This window comes from Kaistella haifensis DSM 19056 (genome assembly GCF_000735695.2).
Lineage (GTDB): Bacteria > Bacteroidota > Bacteroidia > Flavobacteriales > Weeksellaceae > Kaistella > Kaistella haifensis.
Window position 1 is genome coordinate 25309 of record NZ_JASZ02000023.1, and the last position, 16457, is coordinate 41765.

Consider the following 16457-nt stretch of genomic DNA (forward strand, 5'->3'; position numbering starts at 1 on the left):
TTCTGAGCATTTTTTTATTATTAGACCCATCAAACAATATTCATTACTTCAATCGAACATCATGTCAGAAAATCTGAATTCTCCTAAAAACAATTTTAATTTTCAAAAGACCGTAGCCATTATCGGCATCGTTCTTTTCATTGGGAAATTGGTTGCTTGGCATCTCACCAATTCTGATGCGGTTTTTTCTGATGCAATGGAAAGTATTGTGAATATTATCGCCGGTTTTATGGGGCTTTATTCACTTTACCTTGCGGCAAAACCTAAAGACGAAGAGCATCCTTATGGCCACGGAAAGGTTGAATTTGTTACTTCCGGAGTGGAAGGCGCGCTGATCATTTTTGCCGGAATTATCATTTTCATTCAAGCAATTGATTCACTTTTGCATGGAAATATTCCTAAAAAGCTAGACTGGGGAATGCTCATCGTGGCTTTAACGGCTGGAATCAATTATTTAATGGGGTATATATCTGTAAAAAAAGGAATTCAACAAAATTCTCTCGTTTTACAAAGTTCCGGAAAGCATTTGCAAAGCGACACCATCACCACTTTGGGAGTTGTACTGAGTTTGATATTGGTTTATTTCACCAAAATTTATTGGATCGATGCTGTTGTAGCGCTTATTTTCGGTGGATACATCATGTTTATAGGGTACAAAATTATCAGAAAATCATTGAGTGGAATTATGGATGAAGCTGACCTCGGAATGCTTACCCGACTATCTGAAATTCTCACAAAAAACAGAAAAACAGAATGGGTAGATATTCACAATACAAGGATTCAGCAACACGGAAGTGGGCTCCACATCGATGCTCACCTCACTTTACCTTGGTACTACGAACTTCGAAAAGCGCACGAAGAAATGGAAGAAGTGTATAAAATTATTGCAAAAAATTCTGATCGAACGATTGAATTTAATTTCCATTTAGATGACTGCAAACCTTTCTCATGCAAGATTTGTGAGCTTTCCGATTGTCCGGTAAGACAACATGATTTCCTGGGAAAAGTAAATTGGAATGCCGAAAACATTTCGCAAGAGCAAAAACACGATGAAAGTCTTTTGTCCTAGGATTGACTTAATGTATGTTTGCGATAATAAAACAATGGAATAATCAGCAATAAAATGAGTGGTTGAATAACGAATCTTCTCATATAAAACGAGAAAAGATACCCAATTTCAAATTTTGTGCTGATGGAATATAAGTAAAGTGGAAAAGTAATGGCAAAAACAATCAGCATTAAAATCATCGCCTGTATCGTCCATTGTTTATTTTCAAAAATAAAATGAACAACAACTGCTGACAGAATCAAATTAAGTAAAAACCGAAATAAATAGTTTAAAATTAACGGAAACCAAACGAATTCGGGAAATGCAGCATCCTTGTTGGCAAGATGAAAATAATCCAGAAAAGGATCATAAAACAGATGCTCTTCCATCACTCGAACCCCGATCAATCCAAAGATTCCCAAGATGATCACGAACCAGTTAAGCATTTTCATGGTGAGGATCTTTTAAAGCAAAAAACTTAATCCAACCCAACCAAAGCAAAACCACGCTGCCGTAAATAATGCCCGGGAAAAAATAATCGTGTCCTATTTTGGAATATTGTGGCAGTTCTCTCAAAAGTATATTCAATCCTACAATTCTCAACACGTTCATCAAATGAAGAAAACACAATCCTAAACCTGCGTAAACAAAGGTTTTCACACCTTTATAAAAGGCAAAAATAAAAGCAAGAAAAAGAATCATCACCGAAACCGCATTGCATCCTTCAACCATTCTCGAAACATATTTTCCTGTAACATAATACCACGCAGTTTCCTGTTCTGGCGTTCCGTGAACAATTTGCGAAGGATATCCTAAAATATTTTGCACAAAAACCGTCTGTTCAGCAACCCAAACAGAGATTGGATCCAACCCTAAGTGATGGAAATGATTAAGGTAATATTGATACCCAAAAACCATCACCACATAAATGATAATAAAGCGCAAAAGGATTTTCAGAACGGGTTTGAAATCATTGAACATATTGCAAATATATAATTTTAAAAAATCAATTTTCTTTATATTTGTAAAAGTATGAACAACGAAAACGTAAAACTTTTTTTCGAAGAGTATATTGGCGGGAAATCAACAGATTTTTTTTCTTTAGCGCAAAGCGGTTCGGCAAGACAAAACTTTGTAGGCGAAAATTCCAACCAAAAATTCATCATTACCTACAACGAAAATCTGGCTGAAAATGAAAGTTTCTACTACTTTTCGCAGGTTTTTTCTGCTTTAAAACTCAATTCACCTCAAATTTTTAAAATTTCTGAAGATCGGAAATTATACATTCAGGAATTTCTGGGAGAACTTACATTTTCTGAAATCATCGATAAAGAAGGCCTTTCCGAACGCGTGAAAACTTTAGTAAAGCAAACTTTGACGAAACTTTTCGAGCTGCAAACCAAAACCGAAAACCAAATTGATTATTCGAAAACTTTCGAATATGAAAATTACGATGAGCTGCCAATTACCAACGATTTATTTTATTTCAAAAGCTTTATCGCTGATGTTTTGGAAATTCCTTATCACAAAGCGTCTTTGTTGAAAGAATTCAAAAAAATAACAGAAATTCTTGAAAATACAGCTCCGAAAGGATTGATGATTCGTGATTTTCAAGCCAGAAACATCATGGTAAACAACGATGACAAAGTGTTTTTCATCGATTATCAATCGGCGATGAAAGGACCTTTAATGTATGATGTAATTTCGTTTTTGTATCAAGCTAAAGCCAATTTCCCGGAAGAATTCAAAGAAGAAATGTTGGCATTTTACTTTTCTCTTTGGGAAAATACGGAAACCAAATCTGAACTAAAACAATCGTTAAAACCAATTCTGTTAATCCGATTTATGCAGGTTTTGGGCGCTTATGGATTTCGTGGCTTGATCCAGAAGAAGCCTCATTTTCTGAAAAGTTTGGATCAGGGAATTGAAAATCTATATCAGTTTTCAAATCATTGGGAAGAAATGAAGGATTTTCCTGAGTTGAAAAAACTAATCAGCGAATTGAAATCAGAAACGTTTCAGAATAAAATTGAAGTAATATTAAGCCATTAAGAAATTAAGTTCATAACGAATTTTTACTTTAATGATTCAAAAAATTAAAATCTACCAAACCTTTAAAGGTTAAAAAAAATAAATAATAAATGAGTCTTACCATAGAAATCCACAGTTTTTCCTACAAAAAAGGAGGAATCCCGAAAGATACTTCCGGAAACGGAGGCGGTTTCGCTTTTGATTGTCGAGGAATTTTAAATCCCGGAAGAATTGAAGAATACAAGCAACAAACCGGTTGCGATGTCGGTGTACAAGAATTTCTAGACACAAAAACCCAAATGCCAAAATTTTTGGAATTGGTAAAAAGTCTCGTTTCCATCAATATTGATGATTATTTATCACGAGGTTTTGAGAACCTTCAAATCAATTTTGGTTGCACCGGCGGACAGCACCGATCGGTATATTCGGCCGAGAAAATTGCGGAGTTTATCCGTGAAAAATATCCTCAAACAACGGTAACGATCAACCATGACGAACAACCTCAACTTAATCACCAAAAATAATGAAGGCTCTGATTTTCGCTGCCGGAAAAGGTACAAGATTGAAACCATTTACAGATCATCATCCGAAGGCTTTGGCGATGGTCAACGAGGTTCCGTTGCTCGAAAGAAACATCCGATTTTTACAAAGTTTTGGAATCAATGATTTTGTGATCAACATTCATCATTTTGGGGATCAAATCGTTAATTTTCTAAAAAAAAGAGACAATTTCGGAGCGAAGGTCGAAATTTCTGATGAGCGAAATGAATTGCTAGAAACTGGTGGAGGATTGGTATTTGCAAGAAAATTTCTTGATTTTCAGGAAGATTTTTTAATCATGAATGCGGATATCTTAACCGACATGAATGTTGCCGACTTCGTGAAATATCATCAGGAAAAGAAAGATTTTGCTACATTAGCGGTTTCAGACCGAAACAGTTCCAGAAAACTGTTGTTTAATCCGGAAATGATTCTTCGTGGTTGGCTGAATGTACAAACCGGTGAACAACGGTTGGCGGAATTCAACAAAGGCTTTAAAGCATTAGCTTTTAGCGGAATCCATTGCATTAACCCCGAAATATTTAATAAAATAAAAAGAACCGGAAAGTTTTCGATTATGGAAGAATATTTGGATTTAATGCATTCTGAACAAATCCATGGATATGAGCACCAGGGAATTTTAATTGATGTCGGAAGACCGGAATCGGTTTTGGAAGCCGAAAAAATTTTTAAATAAAATCGCATGAGCAAAATAGAAAGAGGCAAAGGAACTACCAAAGCTGCCGCCGGAAACGAACTGGAAATTGACCAGAAAGTTCAGCGTTCCTTCAAAGAAAAAACTTGGGACGAAACAATTACCAAAGACAGCTGGATGGTTTTCAAAATCATGGCAGAATTTGTAGATGGTTACGAAAAACTTGCTAAAATAGGACCATGTGTGTCCATTTTCGGTTCTGCGCGACTTGCTCCGGAAAACGAATACTATCAAATGGCGGTTGATATTGCCGAGAAGATAACTGAAATCGGTTTCGGCGTGATTACCGGCGGCGGACCAGGAATTATGGAAGCAGGGAACAAAGGAGCGAGAAAAGGCGGTGGAAAATCAATTGGCTTGAATATTGAGCTCCCTTTTGAGCAACATTTCAATCCATTTATTGATAAAGGTTATAGTATTGATTTTGATTATTTCTTTGTCCGAAAAGTAATGTTCGTGAAATATTCTCAAGGATTCATTGTAATGCCGGGCGGATTTGGAACTTTGGATGAATTAACAGAGGCGATTACTTTAATACAAACCAACAAAATTGGCAAATTCCCTATCGTATTGGTAGGTTCTAAGTTTTGGGCCGGCTTACTGGAATGGTTCCAAAATACACTTTTGGAAAACGGTTTAATTTCTGAAAATGATTTGAATCTGTACCGGGTTGTAGATACTGCGGAAGATGCTGTAGCACACATTAAAGCATTTTACGACAAATATACCGTAAATGTAAACTTCTAAATTGGCATTATATTTGAAACTTAACTTTGTACACAATATAGAATGAAAAAGTTTTTACAAATTACAGGAATTTTTGTATTGATGATTCTGATGAGCTTTTCGTTCGCAGATTTTTATTCATCAATGACAAAAGTAGATTATGTTGAAGGAAGCAAGACTCTAAAGTTTACAACAAAAATGAACACGCAACATATTTCTGATGCCATCAAAATCAATCCGAATACCGCAGGATTTGAGGCCGAAGTAAAGAAATATGTGAATAATAATTTCGATTTGTATATCAACGGCAGTCCAAAGACGCTCACCTTCACAGGAAGCCAGGTTAACGGAGAATCCGTTTGGGTTTATTTCGAAACCGGCGGAGTAACGGAAATTGGTTCAATTAAAATTAAAAACACCATTTTGCTAAGTACTTTTCCAAAACAATTTAATATCGTAAACATCGCCTACAAAGGAATCCAGAAAACAATGAATTTCCAGCGAGGAAAAGAGGTAAACGAAGTAAGTTTTTAAGAAGTATTAGAACCAACTAAAAAATAGGAAGGCTGCAAGAAATTGCGGTCTTTTTTTCTTTTTATTAAGTGAATTCTCCAGTAATATTTCTGGTGCTAATTTCTTAATCTCCGTCGAGCGATCAAGCCAAAAAGCATGAAAAAAGCAGCCTCAATTGAGACTGCTTTATGTTTAAAATGAGTTAATTAAATTTAAGGCTTAGCTTTAATTTTAACATTATCAATTTCCCATGTGTTTGCTGCTGATGTAGTAGAAACATATTTGAATGCGATTCTCACTTTTTTACCACTGAAGTTATTAAGACTTACATTTCCTGAACTGACAAAACCAAATGCTCCGGAATTGGTATCGAAAGTCGCAGAAAGCTGAGTCCATGTAGTTGTTGTAGGATCTCCGGAATAGTTATCGGTAACAAAAGCTTTCAATACAGTTCCATTGTCTCTCACATCACTATCAAAAGTAAGGTTGATTTGAGAATAACCATTCAAGTCGATTTCTTTAGAGATCAACCAATCTTCATTTTCGTTAGAACCATTAGCGAATCCATTCATCACCGCATAATAGTTGGTTCCTGTTCCTTGCTTAGAGGTAGTCCAAACTTGTGCACCGGTAACGCTTACTGCGGTCCAGTTAGTAGCATTTAAAGTAGTTCCGAATTCATCGGAGAACAGAATCTTAGGAGCTACAGCGCCATCACATCTTTCATTATCGAAATCAGCATTCACTTGATAAGGAATCCATAGCTGGTAAGTTCCATTATAGTAACTTAAAACTGCATATACATCACCTTGTCCTGCATCAATGGTATTGTTTGCAAACGATGCGAAATTGCTTGTTCTAAGGATTACTTGGTTACCAGAACAATCTTTTAAAGTTCTGTTGGTAGTAGTTCCGGCTGCGTAGGGCTCGCCAAGATCGCTTTCTACAAACTGTACATTTTTAATCTTAACCCATTTACCTACATCTTCGAAAGAAAGTTGAGGAATGGTTTTTTCTGTAGCAGTAACTGGGGTAATATTTTCTTTGGAATCTATGAAGAATTTATAAACATCCTTTTCTTCAACCTGACCAATATTTCCGTTGAATGGAGCTCCTAATTGGAATTCTCCGCCGGATTTCCCGATATAAAGATCTTTTAATTTAATAATCAAATTCTTACCAACACGGAATCTTCCATCCTGATAAAGATTAAGTTTATTGATATTCACACGGATTCCTCCGGTTGCATCTTCGATATAAACGTATTTGTAAAGGTTACCCGTTTCGTCGTTTGCAATGACTTTGGCTTTAAGATAAGCATCTTGGGTAATTTGAGTATAATTTCCGCTGGTGTACATTTGCTTCACTTCTGCAACTGTTTTTTGAGCAGAATTTGCAGGATTAAATGAACAAGGATCTGCAGTGATTCCATCTTTTCTAGGGAAGGTATTCATTTCCAAATCCGTATCTCTTACGATATACATTTGGTAAGTAGTGTTGAATTTGCTGTAGATTCCAACAAATTTTCCTTTTCCGGCTGGTAATGTTTTGGTAGCAAAAGATGCATAACCACTGTTTCTTACCACTCGTGAAGTTGAAGTACTTGGATCATTAATTGCACGATCAACAGTTGTAGAAGGAGGTGCAAATGTTGAACAAAGCACTTTGCTGTCGAATTCGGCATTATCTACTTGAATTAAACATCCTAAATATTTATCATTCGCAGAAACCATTTGAGCCAATGTCATCACTTTTGGTACAATTTGCTGTAATGGATCACATGATCTTTTGATATGCTCGGTAACCATTTTCTCAGGAATCCTGTCGAAAGCTCCGTTCACCATCGCTCCCAACTGAGTTACTCCTCCGTAAGCTCCTACTGCCAAATCTTTCACCTCGATGTAGATTTTTGAACCTTGAGGATAATTGGCATAATTGCTCAAAGAGTTTACACTAATGGTGAAACCTTGGGTTGGATTCTCCGGTGCATCTTGAATGTAGATATACTTATAGATATTCCCTGTTTCATCAGAAGAAGAAACATAACCTTCGATATAAGCTTTATCGGTGATGGTTTGGTTTTGAGGTTTTGCTTTAACTTCTTGCAAAGTCCATTTCGTGAAACCATTTGCCGGATTTTCGTAATAGGAAGCCTCCGTACAAACCAATAAATTGTCGGCATTTGGGGCATCATACTCATCATCGTGTACGCAACTATTGAAAAGGAACGCACTGAAGACAAGGGTGAATAATTTTATTAAAGAAAAGTATTTTTTCATTTTTTTTAATTTAAATATTAGAATCTTAAATAAACATTAGCGAAGAAAGTAGTCCCTCTGTCATACCAAAGTTTCGGTCCGAAAAGAGCATAACCGCCTTTTTCCGCATTCAAATTGTCTTCATAAGATGCTGCGAAGTTGGATTTTCTACCTTGTTCAAATCCGCCTGTTACGTAATCTCTGTTGTTTAAGATATTATTTACACTTACACTTACTCCCATTCTGTATTTACCGATAAGGAAAGATTTTCCTGCATTGGCGTTCAACATAAATTGGTCATCAAATTTTTGTTGTTTAAGGAGAGCAGCTACATTTTCTGCATTCGCTTCAGGGATATCAAATCCTGTGTAGTCGCCGGTTGTAGCGGTATATATATCTCCGGTTCTAGGATTGGTATAGAAGTTTGCAGTTCTGTTGATAACGGAAAAATCCAAATACTGATCCATCAAATAGTTGGCAGAAACACCTAACCACCAGAATTTCGTAGAGTTATATTTCAATCCTAATGAGAAAGCTTTCTGTGGAGTTCCAGCTACTTTCAGTCCTTTGATATTAGCTTCACCAAATTCTTGGTCTGCAGCGAAATAGGTTCTGTCCACATCACTATATGAATAAGCTTTTGGGTTATTGGTGTATTCATAATCTCCCACACTTGCTACAAAATTTGCGTTCAATGTTGGGGTTACTTTTACGTCTAGACCTAGTTCAGCTCCCATATATCTCTTATCAGCACCACTTAGCACTTCAGCGATGAATGCATTTGGAGCTCCAATTGCAGAGTTATCATCACCTCCACCTTCTAGGTAATATCTGGAAATATCGGTACTATTGCTGATGGTAGTGTAATATCCTGAAAGTCTAATTTTCAAAACCTGACCTCTGTGGATATAGCCCAAATCGTTTGAATTAATTATTTGGTTCGAAACACCCGGCGTCATTCTTTCATTTACCCTAGGATTTACAAAAATTTCGTTGAGCGTAGGAGCTACACTGAAAAATGCTCCGTTATAAACGATGAAGTTTCTACCATCGATTTTGTAGGTTACTCTACCTTTCACCCCTCCGTCTAAAGCATCATAAATCCCGCTTTTTCCTTTGGAAGTATTGAGGTAGTAATGGTGTCTGTATTTTCCGTCTCTTTGAGATTCCGAATAAGAGGAGAAAATAGAACCCATAACGTTCCATTTCGGTAAATCGAGTTCTGTAGAGGCATTGAATGCGTACGAGGAACGATATAAAAGATAGTTGTATTGGGTACGGTCTCCTTCTCTTACTTCTACATTTGGATCATCTACGTTATATGGATTATCGCCTCCGAAGGCATTCAGGTTATAAGCGAAATCAGCGCCTAATAAATCGCTTACTCTTCGGAAATTGTCTGATTTTAAATTTTGATAATTGAAATTAAGGTTCAATTTCCAGTTAGGTTGCAACATAGTATCAAAATGTGAAGCATAATTGAAAGTTTTATCTTCATTTACATCTTCTACCATTGTATAGATTGCGCCTCTATTTTCACCGTTCATTCCGGTTTTATTCAAATAGTTGGCTCTGTATAAAGCATCCCAATTAATTTGACTAACGTTGCTGTCATTTTTCCAGCTATTTCTTACTGCTTCAATCTCAGCCAATTCGTCTGCGGTGATATCGTTTCCTCCATCGCTTTCTAATTCTAAAGCTTTAGAGAAGAAATAGCTTGGTAATTTTCTGTAGTAAGTAGGGTTAGGATCTGTTCCGTGGAACCAATCCAATCTGCTTCTCGCGTCGCTTCCGAATTGATAAGAAAAAGTGTTGGTCCAGTTGGATGTTTTACCTAATTTCAAATAATCGGTCAACATAAATATTGGCTCGAAAGTTTTTCTAATTCTAGAATTTCTTTTTTCACCATCTTGCCATCCCCAATACGAGTTGTAATTCTTGCCCATTAAGTCATAAACTTCTTGCGTATTTGGTGCATTGCTCGCTCGGTAAGTTGGCGCTCCGAAAGCAGTAATGTTAATGGCGTGTCTGCTTGAAAATTGTTTTTCAATTGCCCCAAAATATGCGTAGCTGTTTTGTTGCGTTCCATCAATAACTCCTTCTTCAGCCCATCTTCTACTTGCGGAGAATGTGAACGCCCAACCGTTTTTGCTTAATCCTGAAGAATAAGTAGCCATGGCTCTGTGACGATAACTTCTGTTGGTGAATGAATATGCTAAAGATGTTTGCTTTCTGTATGAAGATGCTCTTGTGTTATAATAAACAACGCCTCCTAAATTACCGAAAGTGTAAGCCGACGGAGTAATATTATCGACAGATTCGTATGGATAACGGGTTACGTCGTTCAATCCTCCCCAGTTACTGAAATCTACCCTTCCATCATCATTTTTCGACATAGAAACACCGTTGAATAATACATCTTCGTAACGATTATCCACTCCTCTTGGTCTAAACCAATAAGCACCCAACTCGAATGCCGTCACACTTTGGAAAATGTCTCTTCCCGAGTTCAGCAAACCGATGGTTGGTTGCATAGAAGATCCGTCTTCATCGCTATCACTCGCTGCATCATCTATTACTACTACACCAAGATTATTATTCGCAGGAGCCAAAATGATCACTCCTAAATCTTTTCTTTTTTCATCAGAAGTTACATCAAATTCAATAATTTTCTGGTCAAAACTTTGTTTGGAAACGGTAATTAAATAATGACCCGGTTGCAAATCGACAAACTGAAAATAACCAATTTTGTCGGCTTTCACGTTTTCAGTAGACGCTCCAAGTTCGATCTCAGCACTCTCTACTGGTTTTCCTTGTTGATCTTTAACATAAGCATACACAGTGGTTTGCGCAAAATAAAAAGATGCAGGCAACAAAGTAAACAATGAGATTAAGGATAATTTTTTTATCATAACAAATTATTTATTTTTCCCTATTGATAACAGTTTTTAAGGGGGCAACAAATTTAAACTTAATTTTTGTTAAGTTAAACATTTTTAACACTTTATTCGCAATAATTTCAGTTAATTATTCTTAATATGTTTATATATCGAAGGTGGACTGCTGTTTTCTAACCAACATGTTCATTCAATTTTTTTTAAGCTTTTACATTAGAAATTATTAGTATTTTTACGCTCTTAAAATTTTCAAATGAAAAAATATTTTATCTTATTCGCTGTTTTGAGTTTTGGGCTATTTTTTTCCCAACAAAAACAGGTGCAAAGAGCTACTGTAGCGTTCCTAAACGTTGAAAACCTTTGGGATACGATTCCTTCCGCTGATTACATCGATGGGACCAAAGATTTCAAAAATCCTGCTTTTCACAGAAGTGTTCCTATTGATTCCCTAAAATACCTTGAAACTACCGAAGAATACAAAGGAGAATGGAGCGATGAATTGCTGGTAGGAAAAAAGGTAATCCGCCACCAAATATTAGCAACTGATTTTACCGCAAACAGTCCTAAAAACTGGAATACCGCAAAATACAACCAAAAAATCTCCAACGAAGCTAAAGTTATTTCCGAACTTGGTCGCCAATATACGAACGACAACCCTGTTGTAGTAGGATTAATCGAGGTGGAAAACAGGCAGGTCGTGCAGGATCTCATCGAGCATCCTCTATTGGCAAAAAGTAATTACGGAATTGTGCATTACAATTCTTACGATGCAAGAGGGATTGATGTGGCCATCATTTACCAAAAAAACAGACTTCAAGTAACCGATCATTATGTAAAAGACATTAAAATTTTCAATGAAGAAGGAAAAAGATCTTACACCAGAGGAATTTTGGTTGTGAAAGGCCTTTTGGATGGTGAGAAAGTTGCTTTCTTTATGAATCACTGGCCATCAAGAAGTGGTGGCGAAGCGGCTTCGATGCCAAGACGTGCTGCTGCTGCCAAAGTTTTAAAAGATGAAATGGACAAAACCCTCGCTGAAGATCCGGATAGAAAATTATTCGCAATGGGAGATTTCAATGATGATCCGGTAAGCCCTAGTTTAAAAAAACTTCTGGGAGCTGTAGGAGATCCTTCTCAGCTTTCCGAAAAAACTCCTTACTATAATTTGATGTACAAACACTACAAAGCGGGAGTTGCATCTTTAGCATATCGCGATGCTCCAAATCTTTTCGACCAGATAATTGTTTCTAAAAACCTTTATTCAACCGAAAAACTTACCCCAACTTACAGTGTTTACAAAGCAGAAATTTTCGCGCCTTCATACCTCGTAAATACTGAAGGACAATGGAAAGGCTATCCTTTAAGATCTTGGGATGGCGACCGTTTCACAGGTGGATATAGCGACCACTTCCCTGCCGTTGTTGTAATCCAAAGAGAATACAAAACTGCTAAATAAGTTTTCTTAAAATCAATATAAAAACCGGACTTTTATAAGCTCCGGCTTTTTTTTCATAACTTTATCTAAAAATAATACCATGAAAAATTTTGTTTCTTTATTAATGATCCTATTCTTGGCTTTCAGTTGTTCCCCGCAGAACAAAACGGCCAACAATAAAGAAAACACAGCCATTAAACCTGAAAAAAATGCAGATGGCGAATGGGACATCGAAGTTTTGGATTCCCAATACGATTACTTCCTGAATGCGATTGCTAAACCAATGAACATGTATTCTGAAAGTTATTTGAAAAATAAAAACACTTTTTTGGTCTCCGAATGGAATTCCTATTACTTTTCCGGAAGGTACCGAAATGTGATTCAATCTTCGATCGATTATGATCCTCAGGAAAATTACGGATTGAAATTCGAGTATAAACTCTATCAGGTTTTCGCGTTTGTTCAGTGGAAATACGGTTTGAAAATGAATGGCTTAAGCCAAGCCGACGTTCGATAAACTCAATAAAAAAAAGGTTCAGATAATTCCTGAACCTTTTCTATGGTAGTTTAAGTGAAATTATTTATTGAATTTCTCCTCCACTTTATCCCAATTTACCACATCAAAAAACGCTGAAACGTAATCTGGTCTTCTGTTTTGGTACTTTAAATAATAAGCATGTTCCCAAACGTCCAAACCTAAAACCGGAGTTCCTTGACAATCAGCAACCGGCATCAGTGGATTGTCCTGATTTGGAGTAGAACAAACCGCTACTGAACCATCTTCTTTTTTGCACAACCAAGCCCAACCGGAACCGAATCTTGTTTTCGCTGCTTCAGAAAAATCTGTTTTGAATTTTTCGAAACCTCCGTACGCTTCAATTGCAGCTTTCACGTTTCCTACCGGCTCTTTGCTTCCTCCCGGAGTTAAAATTTCCCAGAAAAGCGAGTGGTTATAGTGACCACCTCCGTTGTTTCTTACAGCCGCTTTATCAGATCCTGTTTTGCAGATTTCTTCAATAGATTTCCCTTCCAAATCAGTTCCCTCAATCGCTTTGTTCAAGTTGTCAATATAAGCTTGATGATGCTTTGTATGGTGAATTTCCATTGTTTTTGCATCTATAGTAGGTTCTAATGCATCGTAAGCATAACCTAATTTCGGTAATTCGAATGCCATAATTTTTTATATTTAAATGTTAATACCCAAATTTAATGATATTCTGACCGACAAGCAAAATTGAGCATCTACTTTAATAAATCTTTAACATTGATAAAAACAAAAAACCGCTCAACAGAACGGTTTTTATGATTTCAGAGCATGTAAATTATTTATTCATACTCATCAGGAACTCTTCATTATTCAATGTTCCTTTGATGTTTTTGCTTACAAATTCCATTGCTTCCACCGGATTCATATCAGCAAGATATTTTCTGAGGATCCACATGCGTTGCTGCGTGATATCATCCAAAAGCAAATCATCTCGTCTTGTACTGGAGGAAACCAAATCGATCGCCGGATAAATTCTTTTATTGGCAATTTTTCTATCGAGTTGAAGTTCCATATTACCGGTTCCTTTGAATTCTTCAAAAATCACTTCATCCATTTTAGAACCCGTATCAATCAAAGCAGTGGCAATTATGGTTAAAGATCCACCACCTTCGATGTTTCTAGCTGCTCCGAAGAATCTTTTGGGTTTATGAAGCGCATTTGCATCAACTCCACCGGAAAGAATTTTCCCTGAAGCAGGCGTCACGGTGTTATAAGCTCTCGCCAAACGCGTAATCGAATCCAACAGAATCACCACATCATGGCCACATTCTACCATTCTTTGCGCTTTCGAAAGAACCAAATTTGCAACCTTCACATGTTTGTCGGCTGGTTCATCAAAGGTAGAAGCAATTACTTCTGCATTTACACTTCTTTCCATATCGGTTACCTCTTCCGGTCTTTCATCGATGAGTAAAATCATCATGTACGCTTCCGGATGATTGGCAGAAATTGAATTGGCAATATCTTTCAGCAACATGGTTTTACCGGTTTTTGGTTGCGCCACAATCATTGCTCGCTGGCCTTTACCAATCGGGGTAAATAAATCGACAATTCGGGTGGAAAGGGTAGAATTTTGTCCTGTTAAATTAAATTTTTCCTCAGGGAAAAGTGGAGTAAGAAACTCAAAAGCAACACGATCTTTGATGAATTCTAGATCACGACCATTCACTTCCGTTGGCTTTAAAAGAGAAAAATATTTTTCACCTTCTTTCGGCAAACGAACAATTCCACGAACGGTATCTCCGGTTTTCAAACCATAATTTCTGATCTGGTTGGTCGAAACATACACATCATCAGGAGAGGAAATATAAGAAAAATCTGAGGACCTAAGGAAACCGTAATTATCCGGAAGTATTTCTAAAACACCTTCAATGGTCACCAAGCCATCGAAATTGAATTCTTTTTTAGGTTGTTCCTCCTGCTGATCAGCGATATGCTGATTCCGATTTTGGTTAGGATTTTTGTTCTGGTTCTTTTGGTTAGGATGCTGAGGTTTGTTTTGATTGGGATTTTTGTTCCCATTCCCGTTTTGATTGGGATTATGATTAGAATTTTGATTTTTCTGCGGTTCCTGTTTCACTTCCACCTCGGGAGCCACTTCTACTGCAACACTTTCAGCAGGAGCTGCTTCTTTCGGGGTATTTATACGCTGTCTTTTCTTCCTTTGCTGAGGCTTTTGAAGTTCAGCTTCCTGGTCTTCAACTTTATCCGCTGACGGAATTTCTGCAGGTTTTTCAGCTACAATTTCTGCAACAGGTGCTTCTGTGTTTTCCAATTGAATTTCTGCGGAAACTTCTACAGGTTTTTCTGTTTTCTTTTTCGCGGCAGGTTTTCTGGTCGCTTTTTTGGGTGCCGGAGCTGCATTTTCTTCTTTAGTCATAGGGAGTTCTGTGGCGTTGAAATAATCTTTTGCAACTTTCGTATTGGAAGCCTGAAAATCCAGGATAGCAAAGATTTTATCATTATCGGAGCTATTTCTAGCAAGTTTAACGCCTAAATCTTTCGTGATTTTGGTCAATTCCGATTCGGATTTCGACCGTAACGTTTCAATGTTAAACATAAATTGTTATGTAAAAAGTATTTTTATAAGTAGGTGTAAGTAAGAAAGTTAAGCCGGACGGCTTTTCTTATTGAAGCATTTGTACTGCAAATCTACATTAATTTTTTATTTATGCAAAAAATTATTATTATTTTTGCACCTCATTCTCAACGATATGCTGCAAAGAATACAAACGGTTTGGATATTTTTGGCGATTTTAGGCGCAATTTTTTTGTTCTTCACCGGACAAGATTTTTCACTTTTCGGAGCCATTCCATTCGTAACTATTGCATGTGTAGCGTTGGTTTTATTAGGATTATTAAGCATTTTCAGCTACAAAAACCGCAAAAAACAAATTCTGCTGAACCTCATCAGCATTATTATAAACGCTTTGTTGCTCGGTTTATTGGCGTATTGGCTACTCAATTTATCTGGAGGAATTAATTTTCCTGAGAAAGGTATTGAGCCGTTTTTCCCGTTTTTATCGGTGATTTGTTTGTTTATCGCAAATATTTTTATCCGAAAAGACGATAGGCTCGTAAAATCAGTAGACAGACTCCGCTAAACTCACAACGATTTTTTTTGAGTAAAACAGTTCCTTCGGGAGCTGTTTTTTTTATTCCAATGGATGAAAATATTTAATGAATATCCGTAATTTATCATAATTTTTGTATATTTGTAGTAATCAAACAATTAGATATGAATTTATTCAGTTTTTCAGCACATTTTGGGACAGAAGATGATTGTATAAATCATTTTAAATCTGAGAGAGATAAAATAGGACTCACGTGCAAATGTGGAAGCACAGAACATTTTTGGATAAAGAGCAGATTAAGTTATGAATGCAAAAAATGCAGAAGTCGAACTTCTTTGAAAAGCGGAACCATCATGAAAAATTCGAATTTGTCTTTTCTAATTTGGTACAAAACCATGTTTTTGATGAGTGTTACCAAGAAAGGATTTTCAGCCAAAGAAATCCAAAAACAATTGGGATTAAAGAGGTATGAACCAGTTTGGGCAATGGTTCATAAGATAAGAAAAGCCATGGGAAACCGAGATGCACAATACACTTTGGAAGGGATGATAGAATTTGACGAAGCCTATTTTACAGTAGAATCTAGCGAAATAGAGCAGAAAAAAGGAATTCGTGGAAAAGGTTCAGTTGGGAAACAAAATGTAGCGATGATAGCAGAATCAACACCGTTAGA

At 36.6% G+C, this 16457-nt stretch carries 16 protein-coding genes; 10 read left to right on the top strand and 6 right to left on the bottom strand.

The annotated features are described in order from the left end of the window. The first annotated feature begins 61 nt into the window (after positions 1-61). Positions 62-1069, top strand: coding sequence for a cation diffusion facilitator family transporter (locus AP75_RS10145; RefSeq protein ID WP_185116480.1), 1008 nt, complete (start codon positions 62-64; stop codon positions 1067-1069). On the opposite strand, the gene AP75_RS10150 is transcribed toward AP75_RS10145, so the two are convergent. Both AP75_RS10150 and xrtF read right to left on the bottom strand, forming a co-directional pair. Next, positions 1066-1500, bottom strand: coding sequence for an exosortase F system-associated membrane protein (locus tag AP75_RS10150; RefSeq protein WP_031502659.1), 435 nt, complete (start codon positions 1498-1500; stop codon positions 1066-1068). The two genes, AP75_RS10145 and AP75_RS10150, sit on opposite strands and share 4 nt — an antisense overlap. Then, positions 1487-2029: an exosortase family protein XrtF gene (gene xrtF, locus AP75_RS10155; RefSeq protein ID WP_088264550.1), complete on the bottom strand. Its 543-nt coding sequence runs from the start codon at positions 2027-2029 to the stop codon at positions 1487-1489. Before xrtF ends, AP75_RS10150 begins: the two co-directional genes overlap by 14 nt. A 51-nt stretch (positions 2030-2080) precedes the next feature. Here xrtF and AP75_RS10160 point away from each other — a divergent pair, with 51 nt between their 5' ends. From AP75_RS10160 to AP75_RS10180, 5 genes are all read left to right on the top strand, one after another. Then, a complete protein-coding gene (locus AP75_RS10160) occupies positions 2081-3100 on the top strand; it encodes an aminoglycoside phosphotransferase family protein (protein WP_031502656.1) in 1020 nt (339 codons plus the stop codon). A gap of 89 nt (positions 3101-3189) precedes the next feature. After that, entirely contained in the window at positions 3190-3603 is a 414-nt protein-coding gene (locus AP75_RS10165) for a RapZ C-terminal domain-containing protein (protein ID WP_031501965.1), read from the top strand. Continuing rightward, positions 3603-4316: a nucleotidyltransferase family protein gene (locus tag AP75_RS10170; RefSeq protein ID WP_031501963.1), complete on the top strand. Its 714-nt coding sequence runs from the start codon at positions 3603-3605 to the stop codon at positions 4314-4316. Before AP75_RS10165 ends, AP75_RS10170 begins: the two co-directional genes overlap by 1 nt. Positions 4317-4322: 6 nt before the next feature. Continuing rightward, on the top strand, positions 4323-5081 hold the full coding sequence (locus tag AP75_RS10175) for an LOG family protein (protein ID WP_084186056.1): 759 nt from the start codon (positions 4323-4325) through the stop codon (positions 5079-5081). A 42-nt stretch (positions 5082-5123) separates the two neighbouring features. Continuing rightward, the gene (locus AP75_RS10180; RefSeq protein WP_031501959.1) at positions 5124-5594 is read left to right on the top strand and encodes a DUF6702 family protein; all 471 of its coding nucleotides are present in this window, start codon (positions 5124-5126) and stop codon (positions 5592-5594) included. A 191-nt stretch (positions 5595-5785) separates the two neighbouring features. On the opposite strand, the gene AP75_RS10185 is transcribed toward AP75_RS10180, so the two are convergent. Further along, on the bottom strand, positions 5786-7852 hold the full coding sequence (locus AP75_RS10185) for a DUF5689 domain-containing protein (RefSeq protein ID WP_088264552.1): 2067 nt from the start codon (positions 7850-7852) through the stop codon (positions 5786-5788). Positions 7853-7869: 17 nt separating this feature from the next. Beyond that, a complete protein-coding gene (locus tag AP75_RS10190) occupies positions 7870-10743 on the bottom strand; it encodes a carboxypeptidase-like regulatory domain-containing protein (protein WP_088264553.1) in 2874 nt (957 codons plus the stop codon). Positions 10744-10981: 238 nt separating this feature from the next. Between AP75_RS10190 and AP75_RS10195 the strand changes: the two genes are divergently transcribed. Together AP75_RS10195 and AP75_RS10200 are read left to right on the top strand one after the other, a co-directional pair. Then, positions 10982-12184 (top strand): endonuclease/exonuclease/phosphatase family protein, encoded by a 1203-nt coding sequence (locus AP75_RS10195; RefSeq protein ID WP_031501949.1) that lies wholly within the window; start codon positions 10982-10984, stop codon positions 12182-12184. Positions 12185-12263: 79 nt separating this feature from the next. Continuing rightward, positions 12264-12680, top strand: coding sequence for a DUF6146 family protein (locus tag AP75_RS10200; RefSeq protein ID WP_031501950.1), 417 nt, complete (start codon positions 12264-12266; stop codon positions 12678-12680). Positions 12681-12740: 60 nt separating this feature from the next. On the opposite strand, the gene AP75_RS10205 is transcribed toward AP75_RS10200, so the two are convergent. Beyond that, complete coding sequence (locus AP75_RS10205; protein WP_031501952.1) at positions 12741-13337, bottom strand: superoxide dismutase; 597 nt, start codon at positions 13335-13337, stop codon at positions 12741-12743. Between the two features lie 148 nt (positions 13338-13485). Continuing rightward, positions 13486-15270, bottom strand: a complete 1785-nt coding sequence (gene rho / locus AP75_RS10210) for a transcription termination factor Rho (protein ID WP_088264555.1) — start codon at positions 15268-15270, stop codon at positions 13486-13488. 154 nt (positions 15271-15424) lie between these two features. Here rho and AP75_RS10215 point away from each other — a divergent pair, with 154 nt between their 5' ends. Together AP75_RS10215 and AP75_RS10220 are read left to right on the top strand one after the other, a co-directional pair. Continuing rightward, on the top strand, positions 15425-15814 hold the full coding sequence (locus tag AP75_RS10215) for a DUF4293 family protein (protein ID WP_031501954.1): 390 nt from the start codon (positions 15425-15427) through the stop codon (positions 15812-15814). A gap of 134 nt (positions 15815-15948) precedes the next feature. Continuing rightward, positions 15949-16457, top strand: a 509-nt coding sequence (locus tag AP75_RS10220; protein WP_143755854.1) for an IS1595 family transposase, incomplete at its 3' end; no start/stop codon positions are given.

Excerpts from the sequence above, each read along its gene's own strand:
- AP75_RS10145 (WP_185116480.1), top strand. The coding sequence starts at position 62 with ATGTCAGAAAATCTGAATTCTCCTAAAAACAATTTTAATTTTCAAAAG.
- AP75_RS10150 (WP_031502659.1), bottom strand. The coding sequence starts at position 1,500 with ATGAAAATGCTTAACTGGTTCGTGATCATCTTGGGAATCTTTGGATTG.
- xrtF (WP_088264550.1), bottom strand. The coding sequence starts at position 2,029 with ATGTTCAATGATTTCAAACCCGTTCTGAAAATCCTTTTGCGCTTTATT.
- AP75_RS10160 (WP_031502656.1), top strand. The coding sequence starts at position 2,081 with ATGAACAACGAAAACGTAAAACTTTTTTTCGAAGAGTATATTGGCGGG.
- AP75_RS10165 (WP_031501965.1), top strand. The coding sequence starts at position 3,190 with ATGAGTCTTACCATAGAAATCCACAGTTTTTCCTACAAAAAAGGAGGA.
- AP75_RS10170 (WP_031501963.1), top strand. The coding sequence starts at position 3,603 with ATGAAGGCTCTGATTTTCGCTGCCGGAAAAGGTACAAGATTGAAACCA.
- AP75_RS10175 (WP_084186056.1), top strand. The coding sequence starts at position 4,323 with ATGAGCAAAATAGAAAGAGGCAAAGGAACTACCAAAGCTGCCGCCGGA.
- AP75_RS10180 (WP_031501959.1), top strand. The coding sequence starts at position 5,124 with ATGAAAAAGTTTTTACAAATTACAGGAATTTTTGTATTGATGATTCTG.
- AP75_RS10185 (WP_088264552.1), bottom strand. The coding sequence starts at position 7,852 with ATGAAAAAATACTTTTCTTTAATAAAATTATTCACCCTTGTCTTCAGT.
- AP75_RS10190 (WP_088264553.1), bottom strand. The coding sequence starts at position 10,743 with ATGATAAAAAAATTATCCTTAATCTCATTGTTTACTTTGTTGCCTGCA.
- AP75_RS10195 (WP_031501949.1), top strand. The coding sequence starts at position 10,982 with ATGAAAAAATATTTTATCTTATTCGCTGTTTTGAGTTTTGGGCTATTT.
- AP75_RS10200 (WP_031501950.1), top strand. The coding sequence starts at position 12,264 with ATGAAAAATTTTGTTTCTTTATTAATGATCCTATTCTTGGCTTTCAGT.
- AP75_RS10205 (WP_031501952.1), bottom strand. The coding sequence starts at position 13,337 with ATGGCATTCGAATTACCGAAATTAGGTTATGCTTACGATGCATTAGAA.
- rho (WP_088264555.1), bottom strand. The coding sequence starts at position 15,270 with ATGTTTAACATTGAAACGTTACGGTCGAAATCCGAATCGGAATTGACC.
- AP75_RS10215 (WP_031501954.1), top strand. The coding sequence starts at position 15,425 with ATGCTGCAAAGAATACAAACGGTTTGGATATTTTTGGCGATTTTAGGC.